The sequence below is a fragment of the Trichothermofontia sp. genome, from assembly GCF_053493415.1.
This window is the reverse complement of record NZ_JBRCAD010000079.1, coordinates 1-20,108: the sequence shown is the minus strand read 5'-3', so window position 1 is coordinate 20,108 and position 20,108 is coordinate 1. Positions and strand designations below refer to the sequence as shown.

The following is a 20,108-nucleotide window of genomic DNA, read 5'->3' as shown; positions in this document are numbered from 1 at the left end:
TCTAGCGTCAAAAAAAGCAGGGGCCATCTGGCCCCTACACTCAGCATAGACTACCCCTAGAACAGCAATCTAGGGCAACCGACTTAGAACGTAAACGTTGTCCGGACGACACCCACTACCGCCGTGTCATTGTCCTTGTTCCCATAGGGAGCCGTGATCACAATCAGACCGGGCGTAATGGAAATGTTGTCGTTCAGTTGGAACTTGTAGAACCCTTCAATGTGGAGGGCCGTGTCATCTACACCACCAACATAGGGTTCCGCACCCACCAATAGACCCCCCAGGTTCCCTTCCTTACCCAAATCGGGGAAAGCCAAACCCAGCGCGTAGTACCAAATTTCCGCATCACCCGGACCACCCGTTTGCTGAACGTTGGTATACCCCCCATAGGCATTCACCGCAAAACGCGGGGAAAACTGGTAGGAAGCCTGAATCCCGTAGGAATTGGTAACCGCCGTACCAAAACCAGGGTCCTTGGCATTCGCAGTCCCAACGCCTAGATCAAAGATGACGTTATCGCTGCCATCCCCGGCTAGCCCATTAAAATAGGCATGGCCATAGGTCAAACCAATCTGGAAGGCATCACTCGGCTTGAAGGTTAGCTGGGAAAGGATGGAATATTCGCCATTGAACAAACCATTCTTCGGTGCTGGGTTAAAAGAATTCCCACCAAAGTACCCCGCAGAGAAGGTCACCTTCTCCGACAGGTTATAGTTGAACCCAATCCCACCGCCAGCCGCTAGACCAATCTTATAAATGGGGCTGGATTCTGCAAAGCTGGAAATGGCGCGTGTCGCCCCAGTAAAGCCATCAAAGTAGGGGCTGATCGTTGGTACAAAGTCAGCCCAGAGGGGATAGGCCGCAGGCAGATAGACCTGGATCTTTTCCCCGATCGGGAAATAGTAGGCCAACCAACCTAAAACAATATCGTTATCGCTGTCGAAGCTATAGGTGAACGCCCCTTGGTCCAGGTTTTCAAAGAACTTGGCGTTGCCCGCATCAAAACGGGTATAGAGGGCATCCTTACCAGTAAAGCTAGTGACGAAAGCAAGACGAATCCGATCTTGGAAGACCGTTTGATTGTCGTCAATGTTGAGGTTACCTCCCCCCCAGGCATCGGCAAGCCCAAACACCGCTTCCCCCTGGAGCTTGGTCGTGGTTGAGAACTGGGTGCCTTCAAGCTGGGCTACCCGACCTTCCAGGTTTTCTACCCGTCCGCGAATCGTGGCTAGCTCAGCCGCAAACTCTTCCATCAAGCGTTGCAGCGTGGCTAAGTCTTCCTTCGTCGCCAAATCCGCAGTGGCCGCAGCAATCAGTTCATTCACCCGATCGAGACAAGCATTCAACCCTGCCGCAAATTCGTAGCGGGTCATGGCCCGTTGGCCCCGGAAGGTGCTGTCGGGATACCCCACAATACAGCCATACTTCTCCACCAGGGATTGCAGGGCTTGGAAGGCCCAATCCGTGGGCTGCACGTCTGATAATTGGGTAACTGAAGTGACTTGATCCAGGGCACTAACCGTAGGCAAGCTGCTGTACTGGTTAATCTGTTCCAGGCTCACCACTGAAGCTGCGCGATCACCCCCCAAGCTGAGGTCCGTTTGGGGGAGGCTAGCCAGGTATAAAGCCGCCCCTTGGGCAGGAACTAGCGGTAGCCTGGTCGCATCCAATGCCTCCGGAACTTCGGGAGCTTCGGCCTCCGCTTCCTCCGACATCGGGGCCATCGTTTCCGGAACCTCGGCTGCCTCTGTCTGCACTTCAGCCGACGGTTCCAGCCTTTCATCTGGACTCAGGGACTCAGCCGCCAGCGTTGAGGAGGCCATCAACAAGGACAAGCCCACCAACGTTGGTGCGCCCAGTAATGATTTCAGGAAGGTTTTTTGTAGCACAGTCGTAATCCCTCACACTTAACACACTTACACCAGGGAAGCACTTCCCTACGGGGTTGACACTCACAGTTTCATGCTGTACAACCCATCGGATTGACAACCCAAAAGCCAACCCCAGCCGCATGACAACCAGTGACCAGACTTGGCCCAGCCGCTAGCTGCCTTAGCAAGCAATCATGTTAATGTATAGCGCCATAGCCACCCCAATTTAGTGATTTAGGATACATTCTTATGGCTCAACGGGCTCAAGTGGGCGCTCGGACGCCATTCTCTGCCACATCAATGGGTACGGAACCTAGTTCACAACCTCGCGTACCCGGTAGATGGGCCGACCCTGCGACTCATGGTAGGTCCGCATCAGCAATTCCGCTAGCAACCCAAAACTGAACAGTTGGACACCTGTGAGCAATAGCAGTACGGCCAAAATTAACAGCGGGCGATCGCCAATGCTCTGTCGCAGGCCCAGTTTAAGAAACGTCAGGTAAAGCCCCAGTAAGGTGCCCAGGGCCATTGAGCCTAACCCTAGCAACCCAAAAACGTGCATGGGGCGCGTCAGGAATTTTTTCATGAAAAAGACAGTTGCCAAATCCATAATGACCCGCAGGGTCCGCCCTAGGCCATATTTACTGCGCCCAAAACGACGGGCATGGTGACGGACGGGTAGCTCGGTGATCCTAGCCCCCTCGATAAAGGCCAAGGCGGGCAGAAAGCGATGGAGTTCCCCATAGAGGTTCATATCAGCCACCAGTTCCGCCCGATAGGCTTTGAGGGAACAACCGTAGTCGTGGAGGGTGACCCCCGTGACCCGGCCAATGAGCCAGTTGGCAATTTTGGAGGGGAGCAGGCGGGTCAGGGCCGCATCTTGACGGTTTTTCCGCCAGCCACTGACTAAGTCATAGCCTTCGTTTAACTTGGCCAGTAACAAGGGGATATCGGTGGGATCGTTTTGGAGATCCCCATCCAGGGTGACGATCGCCTGCCCCTGGGCATAATAAAAGCCCGCTGCCATTGCGGCGGTTTGGCCATAGTTGCGGCGGAGGAGCACCGCCCGCAGGTCCGCTCGTCCTTGGGCCTCCTGTTTCAGGAACTCAGCAGACCCATCCTGGGACCCATCATCCACGCACACAATTTCATAGGTGAGTCCCTCGGCTTGCAGGGTTGTGGCAATGGCTGTCAACAGGGGGGGGATACTCTCAATTTCGTTATAGATCGGCACCACGACGGAAACCGTTGGCACCATGGCAGTATCCGGGGTCGCCGTGGCTGCGGAGGGGTCCAGGGAGAGCGGTGCATTCATGGGCGGGCTAGGACGATTCACCACAAATATTCAAAAAATATTCAAAAGTATACGGGGTTAGCGATCGTCGCCACCAGATCACCAAAGGGGGAATCTGCCCAGTTATGGGGACTCAAACTCAAAGGTGGGGCGCTGTTGTTGGGTGGTTTGAAGATGGGCGGTAAGGCCAGTCCAGTCCTGTTGCTCAATGGTGGCAATCACCTGCTCAAGGCGATCGCGATATTGGGTTAAGGTGCTCAAGAGGGCATCGCGATTATACTTGGCCATCATGACGCCCAACTCCGGGTTACCCCCGCCCACCCGACTCGTATCCCGGAATCCGGAACTGGCGAGTTTTTGCGCCATTGCGAACACTTCCGGATCACTTTCCTGGGCACAGGCCGCAATCAGGCTGCTGCTGACCATGACCGGTAGGTGGGAGATCCAGGCAACGGCCCGATCGTGAACTTCTGGTGTACAATGATACACTCTGGAGCCTAGAGCACGGGCTAGCTCCGCGACCCGATCAACAGCAGCAACCGGGGTGATCGGCGTTGGGGTTAGGACATAGGCATTGCCGCGAAACAAGCCCGTGAGGGCTGCCCCAATCCCCTGGTCTGCGGTTCCAGACATGGGGTGCCCGCCCACAAAGTTCGGCCAGAGGGGGGAGATCGCCGCCACGATCGGAGCTTTCACCGACCCCACATCGGTCACAATGGTTTCAGGACGGAGGTGAGGGCATAGTTGCTGAGCCACCGCCTCCATGACGCCCAAAGGGGTGCAGAGAAAAACGACATCAACGTTGGCCAGCAGCCGGGGATCGGGACTGGCTTGCTCAACGGCTCCGCGTGCGATCGCCTGTTCGCAGGTGGTTAACCGCTGGCTAACCCCGACCACGTGATGTCCCAATGCCCGCAGGTCTAGCCCTAGTGAGCCACCGATTAACCCAAGGCCCACAATCCCAATGCGCATCTGTCTGCATCCTTTTCCCAATTGCCTTCTCAGCATAGGGGCAGGGTGTCGCAGAAACAACCGGGTTTGCTGGGATGGGGTTGCTAAGGATCAGTATTGCATCTGCACAATGTAACCCTTATGGATATCGCGATCGAGGACCTTCTTACCCAATATGCCGCTGGCCAGCGGGACTTTCAGAACCTTGAGCTTCAGGAAAGTAACCTCAGTCAGGCTAATCTAGCCGGTATTAATTTAAGTGGGGCCAATCTCAGCCTGAGTAATTTGGCGGGTACCAACCTGGCCGGGGCGAATTTAAGCCATTGTCAACTCAATGTGGCGCGGCTCAGTGGCGCTAACCTCACCCAGGCCAATCTGCAAGGCGCCAACCTCAATGTGGCGAATTTAGTCCGGGCTAACCTGCGGGGGGCCAACCTAATGCAGGCCAATCTGATTCGGACAGAAATGATTCGCAGTGATCTGAGCGAGGCCGACCTGCGGCTGGCGGATCTGAGTGGGGCCGATTTGCGGGAAGCCCAATTGCGCCGGACTAATTTGATGGGCAGCCTGTTAAAAGAAGCGGATTTACGACGGGCTGTGCTGACGATCGCGACCCTGACCCATGCCACCCTGACGGGGGCCAATCTGGTTGAAGCGGTGCTCATGGGTGCCGATTTGCGCTATGCCGAACTCAAGCAGGTGAACTTCTACCATGCCAATCTGAGTGGGGCTAACCTCACGGGCGCGAATCTACGTTGGGTTAATCTGCAAGGGGCTAACCTGGCCTGGAGTGACCTCAGTGAAGCCAAACTGAGTGGGGCGGATCTGAGCGAAGCCAACCTCAGCCATGCGAATGTCCTGAATGCCAGCCTCATCCAGGCAGATCTCACCGCCGCGAACCTGATGATGACTGACTGGGGGGGGGCGGATTTACGGGGGGCTATCCTCACCGGAGCCAAGCTCTATGCGACTTCCCGCTATGGCTTCAGAGCCGAGGGGATCACCTGTGAATGGGTAGACCTCAGTCCCCAGGGCGATCGTACCCAGGTGCGTCCCCTCAACAAGGACGAGATCACGGTTTTTTTCAGCCAGACTGTCCCGACTGTCCAAATTGCGGTGGACACTCACCTAACCCCAACAGCCCATGCGGCCCTGGCAATGGCCTACCATCACATTGCCCAACGTTGGTCGGCATTGCGGCATCCTCCCAACCTGAACCTTACTCGCCGCCGCACCTTTCTCACCTTTAACGCTCCCAGTGATGATCAATTATTTCTGATTGCCTATCTGGCGATCTTGCCCTTCCGGGATGCACCGGCGACCCACCGTCACCTGGCCCGCTTACTGCAAGTCGTCCAATCACAACGGGTGGATCAATTGAGTGTGCGTGCCTTAAGCCGGATTCAAGTGCTGAATACCCAATTGAGTCAACTGGCTAACCAAGTGGCGGATTTTCAGCCCTTTAGAAACCTGCCACGGGCGCTGTTCTTCCAATCTCCAACCCAAACGGTACTGACCAATATTAGCCAACAAAGTTTGACGTTGCATCAACACTTCCTATTTGGTAAACGGCTGACTGATCCCGTCCTGCTCAACGATCTCAACACGACGACTCGGTTTCAGGTGCCGACCCCACCCCTACCATCGGGTCAACAGGTCCTTAATTTTATGAAGACCATGCAATACCCTGATCATGACTGAGCTAATCCCAGACCAATGGCAGAGCGAGCCAAGGTTTAGGTTAACCCGGCGGCTGGCTTCCTCGCGTTGCCATCTTCCCGTGCTCCCAGCTATAGGCAGGACACAGAGAACGATGCCATCATGGCAGGGGTAGATTCGGTGTCCTATAACCCAGGAGAATTGGGTTGATAGCGGTAGCCACACTCATTAGGACATTTCAAAGGCTGTGATCAACAAGGGGCTTAACCCCTTGCCCTAACCGGAATGACGATGGCTATAACTTCGGGTTGCATGATTAAATGCCTCCATGACTACAAGCGCAGAAAATGCCTGTTTCATTAGCTAGCTAGGGCGATTGAGTTGGGCCATTCTTAGGGATTCTTAGTCTGATCGATCGCTTGCATCGCCGTCTTAATTAATTGGAAGAAAAAGGGCTGCGAAACATCAATGGCTTGCCGATCGTCACGACCTGTTGCTAAATAGCCAATTTTGTGTCCCTTCGTCACACTTAAAACATGGCCCTGTTGGTTACGGATACGCAGTTCTCGTCCACTGCTTTGTTCCCGAATTCGACAACTGTAGGGCCGATCGCGATAGTAAAAATCCACGGGCAGATCCGCAGGCAGATCGGAACCAACGGGTCTAGCTGGCTGCTCTTCCGCTGGCAATCGTATTCCCACCAGTTCTAATTGTAGGGTTGTTTGCTGATTCCAGACATTTAAACCAACTCGATAGGCCACCTCTACCTGCCGGGGCAAGGGAAAAAAGTCTCGCCAGCGCCACGCGATCGCCTTGAATTGTACAGGAACTGGCAAGCCCATCCCAGGCGTTGCCATATCTACCGTCTGGGCAAGGGTGGCTTGTATATGGCTTTGGGTTTGCCCCACTAATCGTTGCTCCAGAACTTGCACCTTCGGCGTCCAAAAGATGGGTTCCGGGTTAGCCATGCCACAGGGATGAAGGCGATCGATGTGGGCCAACAGATCCACACTCAAGTCCGCAAAATCAGCCTGGGCATCGATCGTCACCAGCGGTTTGAGGTGTTCTGGCCGTAGGCATTGGCAGGCAAAGGCTTGCAATCGCTGGCGAAACGCTGCGAGATGACTCGCCTTGAGGCTAAACCCCCCTGCTGCCTGATGTCCCCCATGTTTTTCCAGAAGATCCTTGCAGAATTCCAAGGCTTCAAACACATGAAATTCCGGAATACTCCGCGCTGATCCGCGAATAGTTTCCTGATTTTCACCCTCATAGGTGCCAATAAACACCGGTACGCCATAGCGTTCCACCAGGCGCGAGGCCACAATCCCAATCACCCCATGATGCCAACCCGGTTGCACAACAACTAACACCCGCTCCTGGTGATAAAGCTGTTCCAAATCCTGGGTTTCCACCCACGCGATCGCCGCCGCCTCATATTGGGCGCACAGCTCCTTACGGGTTTGATTAATGGCCTCACAGGCAGCGGCCCGTTCTGCCGCAACCTCAGGATCATCGGTCGTCAACAATTCAATCACAACTGCGGGATCACCAATGCGGCCAACGGCATTAATCCGAGGTCCCAAGCGAAATCCAATATCCTCTGGTTTGAGTGACGCCTGCCGTTGATTAGCGCAATTGTTTTTACTGTGCAACGCACCGTGACTGTTACTAGAAGCAATCCCCTGAGCATTGCGATCGTCGCCACATTGAGGATTTCCCTGCACCCCAGACTGGGCAATTAGGGCTTGAATACCCGCCAACTGGGAATTAGGCAATAACCGCAGACCCTTTTGGACCCAACACCGATTGACACCCGTTAGCGGCGCTAAGTCCGCGATCGTTCCCAAGGTAAATAATTCCAAAAGGGGCGCTTCTAACTTCCCTTTTTTGCGTAGTTTTTTCGCCAGTTCCAAGGCCAAAATATAGGCAACCCCCACACCTGCTAAACCATGATAGGGAGATGTTTCTGGTAATAGCTTGGGATTCAAAATCGCATTAGCATGCGGCAATTGGGGTGGGAGATCATGGTGATCCGTGACAATCACGGTTAAACCCAATTCACGGGCTAGGGCGATCGGCGCGTGGGCGGCAATACCGTTATCCACCGTCAGGATAATGGCAACCCCCATCGTCCGGAAATCTTGCACCATGCGTTCATTCAGTCCATAGCCTTCCGCCATCCGGCTGGGAATCTCAAAATGCACGTGGGCTTTGAATTCCCGAAAAGCCCGCAGTAACAAGGCTGTGCTAGTCATGCCATCCGCATCGTAGTCCCCACAGATAGCAATCAATTGCTTTTGCGCGATCGCCGTTTTCAACAGATCTAGACTCAAGGCCAGGTCCGGAAATTCGGTCAGGGGGGAGGGTAACGGGACCGAATCGGGTTCTAAAAAACCAATCGCCGCTGCCTGGTCAACCATCCCACGATTGAGTAGGACTTGAGCCAGAATCGGTGGCAGGCCAGTGGCCGCTGCCAGGATTGCCCTTTGTTCCGGTTGCGCCGGGGCAATCTGCCAGCGTTGACGGGGTAAATTCGGCATAGCCGTCGCCCTCGGAGACAGATTAGGCACCATCACTTACCCCTTGGAGAAATTCATCCTTGCTTTGCTTCGATATATTATCCCCAGGACAGCGTCAAGTTTAAAATGAGCGGCGCTCGACCCGCTCAAGCCTCAACGGGTTAGTCCCGCTCACCCTAAGTCTGTCGAAGGGGCTTGGAGCCTATTTGCAACCCATCATTAGGATTGACAAACAACTAGCCTTTACGGGCCGCCTTTTTGGCCTTCTCCTTCTCCTTCTGTTTTGCCCGTTTAGCCGCTGCCTTTGCCACCTTTGCCGCCTCGATCGCCGCCAATCGCACCTTTTCCCTTTCCTCCGCTACCTTATCAAGATAGTAATGGTAGTCACCTAGATAAACCCGGAATTCGCCATCCCGAATTTCCACAATCTTAGTGGCCACTTGAGAAATAAAATAGCGATCGTGGGAGACGAGAATGGCGGTCCCATCATAGTGCTGTAACGCTTCTTCGAGGACTTCTTTGGCCGGAATGTCCAGGTGATTCGTGGGTTCGTCCAGCAGTAACAGATTCGCTGGACGCAGCAGCATTTTAGCCAGGGCCAGTCGGGCTTTTTCGCCCCCACTCAGGGCCTTCACTTGCTTAAAAACTGTATCCTCGCTAAACAGAAAGCGCCCCAGGAGCGTTCTCACTTCCTCGTTTTTCCAGTCGGGTACCTCATCATGGATAGTATCCAGGACCGTTTTTTCGAGATCGAGGGCTTCGGCCTGGTTTTGCTCAAAATAACTGGGTATGACATTATGTTCCCCCAGTTCCACCTTGCCCTCAGTGGGGGCCTCCATTCCCATAATCATGCGTAGAATGGTTGACTTGCCGCAGCCATTGGGACCCAGGAAGGCAATGCGATCGCCCCGTTCCACCAACAAGTTCGCCCCTAGGAACAGAATTTTGTCGCCATAGGTATGCACCAGATCGTCGATTTTGACCACAACGCGCCCACTGCGGGGAGCCGGAGGAAAGCGGAAATGCAGGGTTTTGAGATCAGCAATAGGGGCCTCGATGCGCTCCACCTTGTCCAGTTGTTTCTCTCGGCTTTTGGCTTGGGTACTGCGGGTGGCACTGGCCCGGAAGCGATCGATGAAGACTTGCTGCTTTTCTAATTCCTTTTGCTGGCGTTCAAAGGCACTCAGTTGGGCCTCTTTCTGATCTGCTTTTTGTTGCAAATAGGCGGTGTAATTCCCCAGGTAGGTGGTTGAAACCCCCCGCTCTGTTTCCACAATTTGGGTACAGAGGCGATCGAGAAACTCGCGATCGTGGGCCACAATCACCATTGGTGTCGTTAACCCCTTGAGGTAGATTTCCAACCATTCGATCGTTTCCAGATCCAGGTGGTTAATCGGTTCGTCCAATAGCAGAATGTCCGGTTCCTGGAGCAGAATTTTGCCCAAACTAAGGCGCATCTGCCAGCCGCCACTGAAGGCACTCACGAGGCGATCGCCATCCTCTGTTTCAAACCCCATTTCCCGCAAAATCTTTTCAATCCGGGCTGCGAGACCATACCCATCCACAGCTTCAAAGTGGCGTTGTGCCCGATCTAACTGGTGGATGAGGTCTTCCAATGCCTCCGGCGATGCCTGTTCCATCTGGTGCTGGAGCATCGTCAATTGATGCTGGGCCTGATTCGCCGCCGTGAAGACCTGCCACAACTCTTCCCGCACGGTGCGGCTAGGGTCAACATCAAACTCCTGGGACAGATAGCCAATGTGTAGGTTCGCGGGTCGGATAATGGCCCCGGCGGTAGGTTCAACCTCCCCGGTAATGATCTTCAGTTGGGTGGATTTTCCCGCACCATTGACCCCCACCAGACCAATGCGATCGCCCGGTTTGACTTCCCAGTTGATATCCTTCAGGACTTCCCCCGTGGGGTAGGTTTTATTGATATGTTCCAGGCGCAGCATCCAACAGTCTCCAGAAGAAGGGTAAGGGTAGGCAAAACCTTTTCAATTGTAAACTTTCTGCAACATTACGCGCCTGACTTTGCTGCCTTTTCCCAGCGAGTGAGGGGCTAGGGGTATCGTCGTCCTCCAGGCAGCCGGTAGACCAAAATTAGGAGGAATAAAGGTAAGGCCGCTCACGCGATCGTGGTAACCCGTGAACGTCTGCAACAGGGTACTGAGGGAAAGACCGGGCAAGACCGCGTCTCCCGATCAAGCCGCAACCAAGACCAGGCAGGGGACTCACGGATTAGCGCCCCAGGCAAACGCCTGTCCTGAGGTCGAGAACCTCATAGTCTTGGGGCCGTGAAACCCCGATCCGCACCTCATGGCGTTGAGGTCGAAACGATCGTGCGATTGTTGTCGTGATGGCCATTGTTTTCCAATTCCTCAGGTTGGGCGATCGCCTAGGGACAATAGCCAATTCTGCCAGAGCGCATTACCCATCTTGGGGAACAACCCAGTTCAGTAGCCGCAAACGTTCGTAGGGCTGGCTTTAGCCGGCAACGACTAAAGTCGTGACTACCAACATTGCGAAACCTTATCTTTGCTGTCCTAGGTTTTGGGGCTAACCTCAGGTGTAGGGGGTGGCGCTGCCGATGGAACCGCAGGATTTTCCTCGCCATCGCGAACAGCCAAGTCATTCGGCGGTGGCGGACTGGGCACGGTCAAATCCTGGAACGGGAAACTCATTGGGACCTCTTCCACCGTCGGCAGTTTTTCCAGTACCAGGGGCGTGTCGGCTTGATGGTTGATCAAATCCTGCTTGCTGCTACCGGAAAGGCGTTTCAGCAGCACCGGCTTGGGATCATGGAGCAGGTAAATAATGCGATCGCCCGGTCGCCACTCGTCCGATGCCGCCATCACTTGCAGTTGGTCCTCCCGCTCCAGCAAAAGGGGCAGCAACTCCTGGGAGCGGATCAGCGCCTTGAGGTGGGCCTGTTGGAACAAAAAGCCCTGCTCCCGTAACACTGTTTCCCCCAGCTTGACGCTGCCCTCGTTCATATAGTCGTTCCACATCTTGAGGGACAGACCGGGTAAAAAGGCTTGTCGTACCTTTGACTTGTTGGTGTTAGCGCTTGTATCCACATCAGGGGGTAAGACAGCCAGGGTGCGCGGAGGTTGGAATTCTTCGATGGCCTTCTCAGCAACGACGGCATTCACTTCGCCATTACTGGTCAGTACGAGGAAGGTCCCTACTTGGGGCAACCCCGCCTTTTCCAACGCTTCCGCATCCAGGGCACTGCTGACAAAGGAACGCAGGTTTTTCTCAGCGGCTTCGCGACAGGCTTCTGCATTGCTATCGATCAGGACCACAAACTCGCCCCGTTCTTGAAACAGCCGCGCAATCAGACGGCTGACGGGATTCGACCCGACAATGACCGCGCCCGTCGCCTGGGTCGAAGTAATCCCCAAAATTTTCGCCAGGACCCCTGCCGTTAAGCCCTGACAGAAAACCGTCAGAATAATGGTCAGAAAGACAAGGGCTTTAATCGAGTCGCCCCCGTTAATCCCCCGTTCGGTGAGCAAAATCGCAAAGAGGGAGGCCACCGATGCGGAAACGATGCCACGCGGAGCCACCCAACTGAGGAAAAGCTTTTGTCGCCAGGTGAGATTACTGGTCCAGGTGCAGAGCCAGACATTGAGGGGCCGCACCAGAAACATGAGGCTTAAAACCGTCAGCGGTCCCCCCCATCCCAGGGCAAAAATACTGGCGATCGATAAATCCGCCGATAGCAGGATGAACAGGACCGATACGCAAAGAATCGTCAACTGTCCCTTAAACCGCCGGATCAGCCGCTCCTCTGGCACTTCCGATGCCCGAAGCACAATCCCGGCCACCACGGTGGCCATCAGCCCTGACTCCGCTTGAATACTTTGAGCCAGCCCAAAGAGGCCCCATAACCAGGCCAGGACCACTAAACTCGCCAGCCCCTCGGTTAAAAACCGCGATCGCTTCAAAAAAATCCCCAGCAGCCAGCCCCCCGCTGCCCCAATCCCCGCGCCAATCCCCAGACGTAACAGTAGCCCACTGACGATCGGCCAGATTTCCGTATCGCCATTGAGGATAATATCCAGCACCACCACCGCCAGGATTGCGCCCACCGGATCGATCAGGACCCCTTCCCCCTCCAGCAGCGTTGCCACCGATCGGTTGACCTTCACCTGCCGCAACAGGGGGTTGATCACCGTGGGTCCCGTTACCACCACTAATGAGGCAAACAGGAACGCAATCGGCCAGGGAAATTCCCCCAACCAATGGGCCGCCATGCCACCACTAATGAGGGTGATCAGGGTCCCGATCGTCACCAAATTGCGCAAACTGGTTGAAACCCGGCCCAACTCCCGCAACTCCAGATTCAGCCCCCCTTCAAACAGGATCAGGGCCACCGACAGGGCCACAATCACCTCCAGGCCATTGCCCAGCAGGGCCGGATGGAGAATCCCCAGACCACTGGGTCCTAGCGAAATACCAAACAGCAACAGAAAAACAATGCCGGGGACCCGCAGGTACTCGGCCAGGACTTGGGCGCTAATCCCCGCAATCACAGTTAAGACCATGAGCAGGGTCGTGTTGAAGGAAACTTCCATGCGTAGCCAATCGTTGACGATCTTGGCGGTCGTTCAGCACTCAACTCCCTGAGCCGTATCCTCCAAGTGTTCGGTTGTCATCCATCTTAGTATCTTTGCCTAGAATCCCAAAATTCCTTCGCGTCTCTTGGTGTTCTTCATGTCTTAGTGGTTCCCAATCAAACTAAAGGCACAAAGGCACAAAGGCATCCCCCACCTATTCCCGGAGCAACAAATAATAAAGCTGCCCCGTAGCATTAACGAGTCCCGCCCGATCGCCTGCCCCCTGGCCCGTCCCCATAAACACATCCACCCGTCCCGGTCCCTTAATCGCCCCCCCCGTATCCTGATCCAGGACATAGCGGCTGACCAAGCGTTGCGCCAACCCACCCCCCGCCTCAACCTCCGGCAGTTGCGTGTGGATCAGCGCCAAGGCCCCCGGTGGGAAAAGTGTCTTATCCGTCGCGATCGAGCGTCCAGCCAAAACCGGCACCCCAATACTGCCCGTCGCGGGCGCACCGTGGGTTTCTTTGAAGAAGATAAAGCGTTGATTACGGGGGAGATAGATATCGAGTTCGTCAGGATGGTCGCGGAAATACTGGACGAGGCGCGGGAGGGTGAGTTCTTCTAGGGTAAATTTGCCCGCGTTCACCAATTCCCGGCCAATGCCCACGTAGGGATAGTCCGTCCGTCCGGCATAGCCCACCGTCAGCGTGCGACCATCGGTTAACTGTAAACGGGCTGATCCCTGCACTTGCACCAAGAACGCTTCCAGGCGATCGCGCAACCACACCAATTCCAACCCCCGTAACGGCCCCTGGGCAAATTGCAAACCATCGGCCCCTTCCAGTTGCAGGCGGGTGGGATGGGGGCTAGGCCATTGCTCCAGATTGGGCGGACGGCGGAACAAGGGATAGCGATATTCCGCAGTGGGCACCCGACTGGCGCGGTAGGTGGGTTCAAAATAGCCCGTAAAGCCAACGGTCCCTTGGCCATCCTTGCCGATCGCCTGGTACAGCACAAATTCCTGGGCCACCGCCCGTTGCAACGCCGTCGCATTCGGTTGGGTCATCACCAGGTGCCGAAACCGTTGCAGACTGCGCCGAACCCGTGACCTTAACGCTGTGGCTGAGGTCGTCCCAAAGGCCGTGCGATCGATCTTCTGGTAATCATTTACCGCCCGATCGCTGGCCAAGTACCGCAGGCTATGCTCGATCGCCCGCAGCAGGGTGGCGCGATCGCCCGGTTGCCCCGGTTGGCCCCAAAGACGATCATCCTGTCCCAAGGGAACTTCAGCGGGATCAGCCGCGATCGCGCTCAAGGGCATGGGTCGGAGCGGCGGTTCTGCGGCCCCTCGGTGCGTGCCTGCCATAAACACAGTCAAGCCGATCAGCACCGTCGCGATCGTCCGCTTGGCATCCCTTTTCTGTAACAGCCAGCAATGCATTAACCCATAACCCTAGACAAACCTAATTGGCAAGGCATCCTAACGACATCCTGAGGTTGATGTAGGGGCGGGTTGCCACAAAATCTGGACAGAAAGGCAACAACCTATATGAACCCGCCCATCCCCCAAGATCCCAACGGCAACAACCTATATGAATCCGCCCATCCCCCCCCACGGGTTTAGGGAGACAGGGGTATGAATATCTCGTCACGATTCCTAGAATCGATCGCACCTAGAAGCGATCGACACTGGAACTAAAGACCGGCTCCACCCGAATCGCGAGAATACTGGAAGGACGCGCCACCATATACTCCCCTTGCAGGTTCTTGATGGGCACCGTAATGAAATCATCCGAGGTGGCCTTGGGCATCAATTCGCTGCTGTACCACTTTTGAAACTCTTGAATCGTAGAGAAACGCACCTCCTCCCGGTGCCCGCCCTTGAGCAGCAGATGCACAGCGAATTCCGATGGCTTAGGCATAGTAACGGTTTATCCTGCTTGAATGCTCCGCCCCCTATTATGCCGGGGGGATGGAACTAGGGGAACAAATTGTAACGTTTTAGTTGGGCAACGATCGCCTCTGGGAGGGTGCGGTGCAACTCCGCCGCTGTTTTGAAGGAGAGGCGTTGCTGGCTGGGCAAATCGAAGGGGAACTGTCCCGGCAGGTCCGGTCGCTCCATTTGAACCGTCAGAATTTGCTCAGAATGCTTGCTGTGGAGGGCATAGCCCATTTCCACACAGACAGCAGGGTTGGGTAACACCTGAGGCGGATCGCTGGGCAGTTGGGCGATCGGGGTGGTATCGGCAATAAACAACAGGCTGGTCCGAATTTTCCGCATTAGGGTGCTATTCAGGCGCACAGGACCTTCCCCCAGCCGATGGGATTCGGTCAGTATTAGGGGCAGTCGGGATTTTTCGTTCAGGGTTTTGAGGGTTTTCGCCAGTTCAGCGCGGATGCGATCGCCCGATTCAGGGTAATCCGTTTGGTAACAAAAGAAAATACTGGGTTCCAGGTGGGCCATGACCTCCCGCTTCGTGAAGTAGATCTCATGGCTAACCAGATCGATATTGGCAATACTATAGCCACCACTCCCTTCAATATAAAACTCGACAATGCCCCCCTCCAGGTAGTGCTGGAACCAGTCAGCTTGCTTGACGGCCTCAACCTCATCCAAAAAATCAGCCCGCAGAGCCGACTTGAGCAGGCTATTCTTACTCAGCCGCAAATCGTGGGGGCGTTTTTCCAATTCCCGTAGGGGTTCATACTCCCGCAGATACCAGGCTTTTAGCGCAATAATCGCCATATCATTCGCCCACCTATTGTCGTGTCACACTAGCGATCGCAGTGGGACTAACAACCAGAGCCAAGGTAACCCCTCTTGTCAGCGCCACCCAGAGTTGAACCGATTTTAATCGGAATCCCCGTAACTGGCAATTTGCGTCAATCAACCCATCGATCAATCGGGCACCTCGAAAACTATCAATTTTCGCAACGGTGCCCACGCAATTATTAAGCAGTTGAGGTAGCTCCGCCGCCCAACCTCAATTCATCGAGATTCCCAATATGGTTCCCCCTCCTGGCGACTTTGGCACCTAAAAATACACTCGCTGCTTAGCGCGGTAGCGATCGCGCTCAATAATTCTGCTCTAAATCCAAGCAGCCACCCAAAGCCTGAGTAGGATTTTCAAAAGACCTTAAAACAACAACACTCCTGTCCTACTCGCTAAGTCAAATCCCCCCTTTTCCGTAACTACCCGGAGACTTACTAGGCGAAAAATCAACCTGTAAGTTTGCTCCCTGTTGTTGTAATCGAGGATCTATTAGTTTTCGGAAGAAGTGTTGTCAGACGAGACAGATAGAACTGAAATTGACCTTTCTCCTTTACTAGGGGTTTATCTGCCAGGGAAGCTCTTCGCTTCAATTACTACTATAAAGGTAGGCTCCTGAAGCTTCAAGGGATTTTAACTAAAGTTAACCAAGTACGAGATGAATGGCTCAGCATTGATCTTTCCGATAGCTTAAGCCTGGGAATTCATGCTGAATTCCCACAGACGAGTGATGAAAACCTACCTTCCCCAAGGTGAGACAGCCAGGTTTACTCAAAAATTTTCTGCCTAAAGAGACACGATTTGCTAAAATGATAAGTATTTAGAATTGCCGACTGTTTTGCCTCATTGCTAATGGGGATAGAATGCCCTTAACCCCTGCGTATTTTTTCGGCTAATTCCAGTTAAGGCAGGGTGGTGGCTGCCAGTCATCAACGCCAGTCGCGCCCCTCTGGGGGGCTGAGCCAGTCCAGAAAGTGTCCTGAGGGGGGCACGATCGGGCCAAGGGATGATTACGCTGAGAGTTGTTAACCCATTGCCGTTCGCGGGGTAACAGCCCCTAGGCATGGTTGGATGTGTGAGACCGATCCCATGATGATGCAACTGCATACCCCTCAACCCACCCCTCAACTGAGCCTGCCCCTCAACCTGACCCCGGGGCCAGAAGTCCCTAGCCGATCGCATATTTCGCCCTGGCTATTCCCCGTTCTCTATCGCCTGGGGCGGCACTTGGTCCTTCCCTGCTACTTTGGGAAAATCCAAGTCATTGGGGTGGAGAATATCCCCCGTCAGGGTCCGGTGATCCTCGCGCCAACCCATCGATCGCGGTGGGATGGGTTAGTCATCCCCTATGCGGTGGGACGGGCCACCACCGGACGCGACCTACGCTTTATGGTGACGGCGGACGAAGTGCGGGGGGTACAGGGCTGGTTCATTCGCCAGACCGGGGGATTCCCCGTCGATACCCGTAAACCGGGGGTGAGCAGCCTGCGCCACGGGATTGAGATCCTACAACAGCAGGATATGTTGGTGATTTTCCCCGAAGGCGGCATTTTCCGGGATGGGCAGGTGCATCCGCTCAAGCCGGGATTGGCCCGCTTGGCCCTCCAGGCCGCGACTTTACAACCCGATGCCAACGTTCAGGTCGTGCCGATCAGTTTGCAGTACGGGCACACTATTCCCCACTGGCACTGTGGGATCACGATCAAAATTGGCTCCCCCTTAGCCGTGGCCCATTATACAACCGGTCCCCGCAAACCAATGGCCGCCCAATTAACCGCCGATCTGGCCCTGGCGCTTCAGGATCTCGATCGCACCTGAACCCGGTTAGGGCAGATCTGTCAAGCTTTCCAGAAAATTCAGTATCCACGCCCAAGAATCGGAGTACTATGCAGTTAGGGACCAAGTACTCACCGATCGCTGACGTTAGAGATTAATGCTTATTCGAGTCAGTTCAAGTCAATAAATCTTGGATAAAAACGTCATTATGAATTGCGCAATTCTCCTGCGGAGATGCGACGCGAACGCGGTTAGTGGCCCATAACCCACCGGATTCCATGACCACTCAGGGTTGGGAGTGTTAGGACACCCTTGGGGGATGGGCCGTCAGATGTGGGGTCGTCCCCTTAGCTCCAACCTAGCGTCAGCGATCAGTCCCCCAACTCCTCATTGCGAGAACTGAGGTTACGCAAATGTCTTTTTTGATGCCGCTAATGACTGTTCTGGCAGTGATCGCTGCCGTTGCGATTATTGTGGTCGGTTTAGTTTCTGTGCCCTGGCCCGTGTTGCTCCTCTTGTTATTGGCTGGGTTAATCGCAGCCCAACGCGCCCTCGCCTCGATCCCCAAGGTGGAAGGTCACCCGGTCCCCGCCGGAACTGGGATAGATGCACTGACGCTGACGCCAACCCTTCCGTCCCCCGTGGCAGAGCCGACCGCATCCCCGATCGCCGCCGCCCTTGAGGCCAAGGGAAAATGCTTGAAGTATCGGGGAGTCGAAGTTCACTCACCCGTCCCCCCCGAACCGGTAACGGACGCACGAGGGCCAGAGCCAACCATAGCGCCCACAGGGGCAGAACTCGCGGGTGCCAATTCGGAAGCTACCCTGGATGCAAAGGGTAAATACTTGAAATATCGGGGAGCCGTATATGTGTGCCCGGAGTGTCCGCCCGACCAACCCGACGGCTGTGAGGTAGAGATAGCGGGAACCTATCGCGGGTCACCTTTGACAGTGCATTTGCGCGGCAAGGCGCTCCTGTCATAACCCTAGGTCGGTGGCAATACGGTGGGCACAGGCAAAACCCGAAAACGCCACCGCATTCAAGCCCTGCCCTGGGAACGTACTGTCGCCCACGCAATACAACCCCGGAATGGCAGTGCGATTAAAGGGCATCCCCAGCAAGCCCCGCAGTTGGCGGCGCGGGATGGGGCCATAGGTGCCGTCCGATCGCCCCAGGAAACGGCGGTGGGTACGCGGTGTCCCGACTTCCTGGTAGTCCTGGGTCACAATCAAGCCCGGGAAAACCACCTCTAGGCGATCGATCACCCGTTCGGCGGCGGCCTCCTTTTTGCGTTCATACTCCCGTTGCGATAACCCCTGCCAGTCCTCCAGCCAACTGGGGGTAAAGGTATGAATAATATGGCAGTTAGGCGGCGCTAGGCTGGGATCAAGGAGAGTGGGAATAGACACAAAAATTGTGCCTTCCGGGTCCTCCATTTTCTGCCAATCCTCCAGCACAATGTGGTGGCAGGCCGTACCGGGGGGCAGGACTTGGCCGTGGGGGTCTTCAATGCCCAGGTGCAGGTTCAGGAAACTGGGGGATTTTTGATAGCGACGCTGCCACTTTTGCTCCGCCGCTGGCATAGGTACCGTGGGCAGCAGGTCCGGGAAGGTATCCCAACGGGTGGCATTCGACACAATCCGACGGGCATAATAGACCTCCCCAGAGGCCAGTTGGACGCCCGTTGCCTGTCCCTGGGTGGTCAGGATTTGTGTGACCCGGGAGCGATAGCGAATGTGACTGCCTGCATTAACCAGTCCTTCCACCAGTTTCTGGGCAATTTGGCCCACCCCGCCCTTGGGATAGTTAATCCCCCCGTAATGACGATCGCTGAACACCATCCCCCCATTGATCATGGGGGTGCGATCGGCAGGGACCACCGACCAGCAGTAGCACTCCATGTCAATAAACTTGAGCAAATCGGGATCGCTGATATAGCGGCGGGCAACCTCGCCAACATTTTGGGGCAGATATTTCACTAACCCTAGACAGGCCCCTGGGTTTTGGAAAAAGACACGGGCCAGGTAGCGAGGTTCTTCGAGGGAAAGGAGTTCGATCGCATTCAGGCAGTTAAACACTTGCCAGCATTCATCATAGAACTGGCGAATCCCGCGTGCTTCGTGGGGGAAATAGGCCGTGAGGGCAGTAAGAAATTGTTCGTAGTCCCGATGGACCTGGAGATCGAGGCCCCCTGGCAAGTGATAGTGAATCTGCACCGGATCGGGGATCGTTTCCAGGCTGACATTGACGGCGGCTAGGGCACGGGTTAAAAGATTGGTTGTTCCCTGCTGGCCAAAGCCAAAGATCATCGAGGCCCCCACATCAAAGCGATAACCCTGTCGTTCAAAATACCCGGCACTGCCACCGGGGATGAGATAGCGTTCCAGGACCAGCACCTTGGCCCCCTTCGCCGCTAGCTGGGTGGCTGTCACCAAGCCCCCAATGCCAGAACCAATAACAATAACGTCAAAATTTGAGCCAGAGGCAGGTTGGGGCGAACGATCGGCGTCAGCCATGTCAGCAGCAGCGAAGACCATGCAAATTCAGTAGCGATTGGATTGGATTGCTCTTTGTTTTGAGTTTATCGGAGTGTGGGGTCAAGTGCGATACATTTCTGGGGGGCTGGGGCTGGCGGGTGACCGTCAGGGAGCGTGGCGGGATGCTTGGGGCATGAGCAGTTGGGGAATAGGGGTTGGGGG

At 55.2% G+C, this 20,108-nt stretch carries 13 protein-coding genes; 3 read left to right on the top strand and 10 right to left on the bottom strand.

Going from position 1 to position 20,108, the window contains the following annotated elements; translation table 11 throughout:
• Positions 1 to 83: 83 nt before the first annotated feature.
• The 3 genes from ACWIUF_RS06665 to ACWIUF_RS06655 form a co-directional block, all read right to left on the bottom strand.
• Positions 84 to 1,889 (bottom strand): iron uptake porin, encoded by a 1,806-nt coding sequence (locus ACWIUF_RS06665; protein ID WP_448571507.1) that lies wholly within the window; start codon positions 1,887 to 1,889, stop codon positions 84 to 86.
• Positions 1,890 to 2,184: 295 nt separating this feature from the next.
• Positions 2,185 to 3,207, bottom strand: coding sequence for a glycosyltransferase family 2 protein (locus ACWIUF_RS06660; RefSeq protein WP_448571506.1), 1,023 nt, complete (start codon positions 3,205 to 3,207; stop codon positions 2,185 to 2,187).
• Between the two features lie 81 nt (positions 3,208 to 3,288).
• Entirely contained in the window at positions 3,289 to 4,173 is an 885-nt protein-coding gene (locus tag ACWIUF_RS06655) for a prephenate/arogenate dehydrogenase (protein WP_448571505.1), read from the bottom strand.
• 84 nt (positions 4,174 to 4,257) lie between these two features.
• Here ACWIUF_RS06655 and ACWIUF_RS06650 point away from each other — a divergent pair, with 84 nt between their 5' ends.
• Entirely contained in the window at positions 4,258 to 5,817 is a 1,560-nt protein-coding gene (locus tag ACWIUF_RS06650; protein ID WP_448571504.1) for a pentapeptide repeat-containing protein, read from the top strand.
• A 350-nt stretch (positions 5,818 to 6,167) separates the two neighbouring features.
• On the opposite strand, the gene ACWIUF_RS06645 is transcribed toward ACWIUF_RS06650, so the two are convergent.
• From ACWIUF_RS06645 to ACWIUF_RS06620, 6 genes are all read right to left on the bottom strand, one after another.
• Positions 6,168 to 8,315, bottom strand: coding sequence for a single-stranded-DNA-specific exonuclease RecJ (locus ACWIUF_RS06645; RefSeq protein WP_448571503.1), 2,148 nt, complete (start codon positions 8,313 to 8,315; stop codon positions 6,168 to 6,170).
• 215 nt (positions 8,316 to 8,530) lie between these two features.
• Positions 8,531 to 10,249 carry an ABC-F family ATP-binding cassette domain-containing protein gene (locus ACWIUF_RS06640; RefSeq protein ID WP_448571502.1) on the bottom strand — a complete coding sequence of 573 codons (1,719 nt, stop codon included), beginning with the start codon at positions 10,247 to 10,249 and terminating at the stop codon, positions 8,531 to 8,533.
• A 591-nt stretch (positions 10,250 to 10,840) separates the two neighbouring features.
• Positions 10,841 to 12,877, bottom strand: coding sequence for a cation:proton antiporter (locus ACWIUF_RS06635; RefSeq protein ID WP_448571501.1), 2,037 nt, complete (start codon positions 12,875 to 12,877; stop codon positions 10,841 to 10,843).
• A 196-nt stretch (positions 12,878 to 13,073) separates the two neighbouring features.
• Positions 13,074 to 14,303 (bottom strand): murein transglycosylase A, encoded by a 1,230-nt coding sequence (gene mltA / locus ACWIUF_RS06630; protein ID WP_448571500.1) that lies wholly within the window; start codon positions 14,301 to 14,303, stop codon positions 13,074 to 13,076.
• A 232-nt stretch (positions 14,304 to 14,535) separates the two neighbouring features.
• Positions 14,536 to 14,784 (bottom strand): hypothetical protein, encoded by a 249-nt coding sequence (locus tag ACWIUF_RS06625; protein ID WP_448571499.1) that lies wholly within the window; start codon positions 14,782 to 14,784, stop codon positions 14,536 to 14,538.
• Between the two features lie 56 nt (positions 14,785 to 14,840).
• The gene (locus ACWIUF_RS06620) at positions 14,841 to 15,608 is read right to left on the bottom strand and encodes a hypothetical protein (protein ID WP_448571498.1); all 768 of its coding nucleotides are present in this window, start codon (positions 15,606 to 15,608) and stop codon (positions 14,841 to 14,843) included.
• A 1,114-nt stretch (positions 15,609 to 16,722) separates the two neighbouring features.
• Here ACWIUF_RS06620 and ACWIUF_RS06615 point away from each other — a divergent pair.
• Positions 16,723 to 17,451 (top strand): lysophospholipid acyltransferase family protein, encoded by a 729-nt coding sequence (locus ACWIUF_RS06615; RefSeq protein WP_448571497.1) that lies wholly within the window; start codon positions 16,723 to 16,725, stop codon positions 17,449 to 17,451.
• A 392-nt stretch (positions 17,452 to 17,843) separates the two neighbouring features.
• Complete coding sequence (locus tag ACWIUF_RS06610) at positions 17,844 to 18,392, top strand: hypothetical protein (RefSeq protein ID WP_448571496.1); 549 nt, start codon at positions 17,844 to 17,846, stop codon at positions 18,390 to 18,392.
• On the opposite strand, the gene crtH is transcribed toward ACWIUF_RS06610, so the two are convergent.
• Positions 18,387 to 19,946: a carotenoid isomerase gene (gene crtH / locus ACWIUF_RS06605; protein WP_448571495.1), complete on the bottom strand. Its 1,560-nt coding sequence runs from the start codon at positions 19,944 to 19,946 to the stop codon at positions 18,387 to 18,389. The genes ACWIUF_RS06610 and crtH overlap by 6 nt on opposite strands.
• Between the last annotated feature and the right edge of the window lie 162 nt (positions 19,947 to 20,108).

Bases quoted from the DNA above. Each gene is read 5' to 3' on its own strand.
- ACWIUF_RS06655 (WP_448571505.1), bottom strand. From the start codon at position 4,173: ATGCTGAGAAGGCAATTGGGAAAAGGATGCAGACAGATGCGCATTGGG.
- ACWIUF_RS06650 (WP_448571504.1), top strand. From the start codon at position 4,258: ATGGATATCGCGATCGAGGACCTTCTTACCCAATATGCCGCTGGCCAG.
- ACWIUF_RS06645 (WP_448571503.1), bottom strand. From the start codon at position 8,315: ATGCCGAATTTACCCCGTCAACGCTGGCAGATTGCCCCGGCGCAACCG.
- ACWIUF_RS06640 (WP_448571502.1), bottom strand. From the start codon at position 10,249: ATGCTGCGCCTGGAACATATCAATAAAACCTACCCCACGGGGGAAGTC.
- ACWIUF_RS06635 (WP_448571501.1), bottom strand. From the start codon at position 12,877: ATGGAAGTTTCCTTCAACACGACCCTGCTCATGGTCTTAACTGTGATT.
- mltA (WP_448571500.1), bottom strand. From the start codon at position 14,303: ATGCATTGCTGGCTGTTACAGAAAAGGGATGCCAAGCGGACGATCGCG.
- ACWIUF_RS06625 (WP_448571499.1), bottom strand. From the start codon at position 14,784: ATGCCTAAGCCATCGGAATTCGCTGTGCATCTGCTGCTCAAGGGCGGG.
- ACWIUF_RS06620 (WP_448571498.1), bottom strand. From the start codon at position 15,608: ATGGCGATTATTGCGCTAAAAGCCTGGTATCTGCGGGAGTATGAACCC.
- ACWIUF_RS06615 (WP_448571497.1), top strand. From the start codon at position 16,723: ATGATGATGCAACTGCATACCCCTCAACCCACCCCTCAACTGAGCCTG.
- ACWIUF_RS06610 (WP_448571496.1), top strand. From the start codon at position 17,844: ATGACTGTTCTGGCAGTGATCGCTGCCGTTGCGATTATTGTGGTCGGT.
- crtH (WP_448571495.1), bottom strand. From the start codon at position 19,946: ATGGTCTTCGCTGCTGCTGACATGGCTGACGCCGATCGTTCGCCCCAA.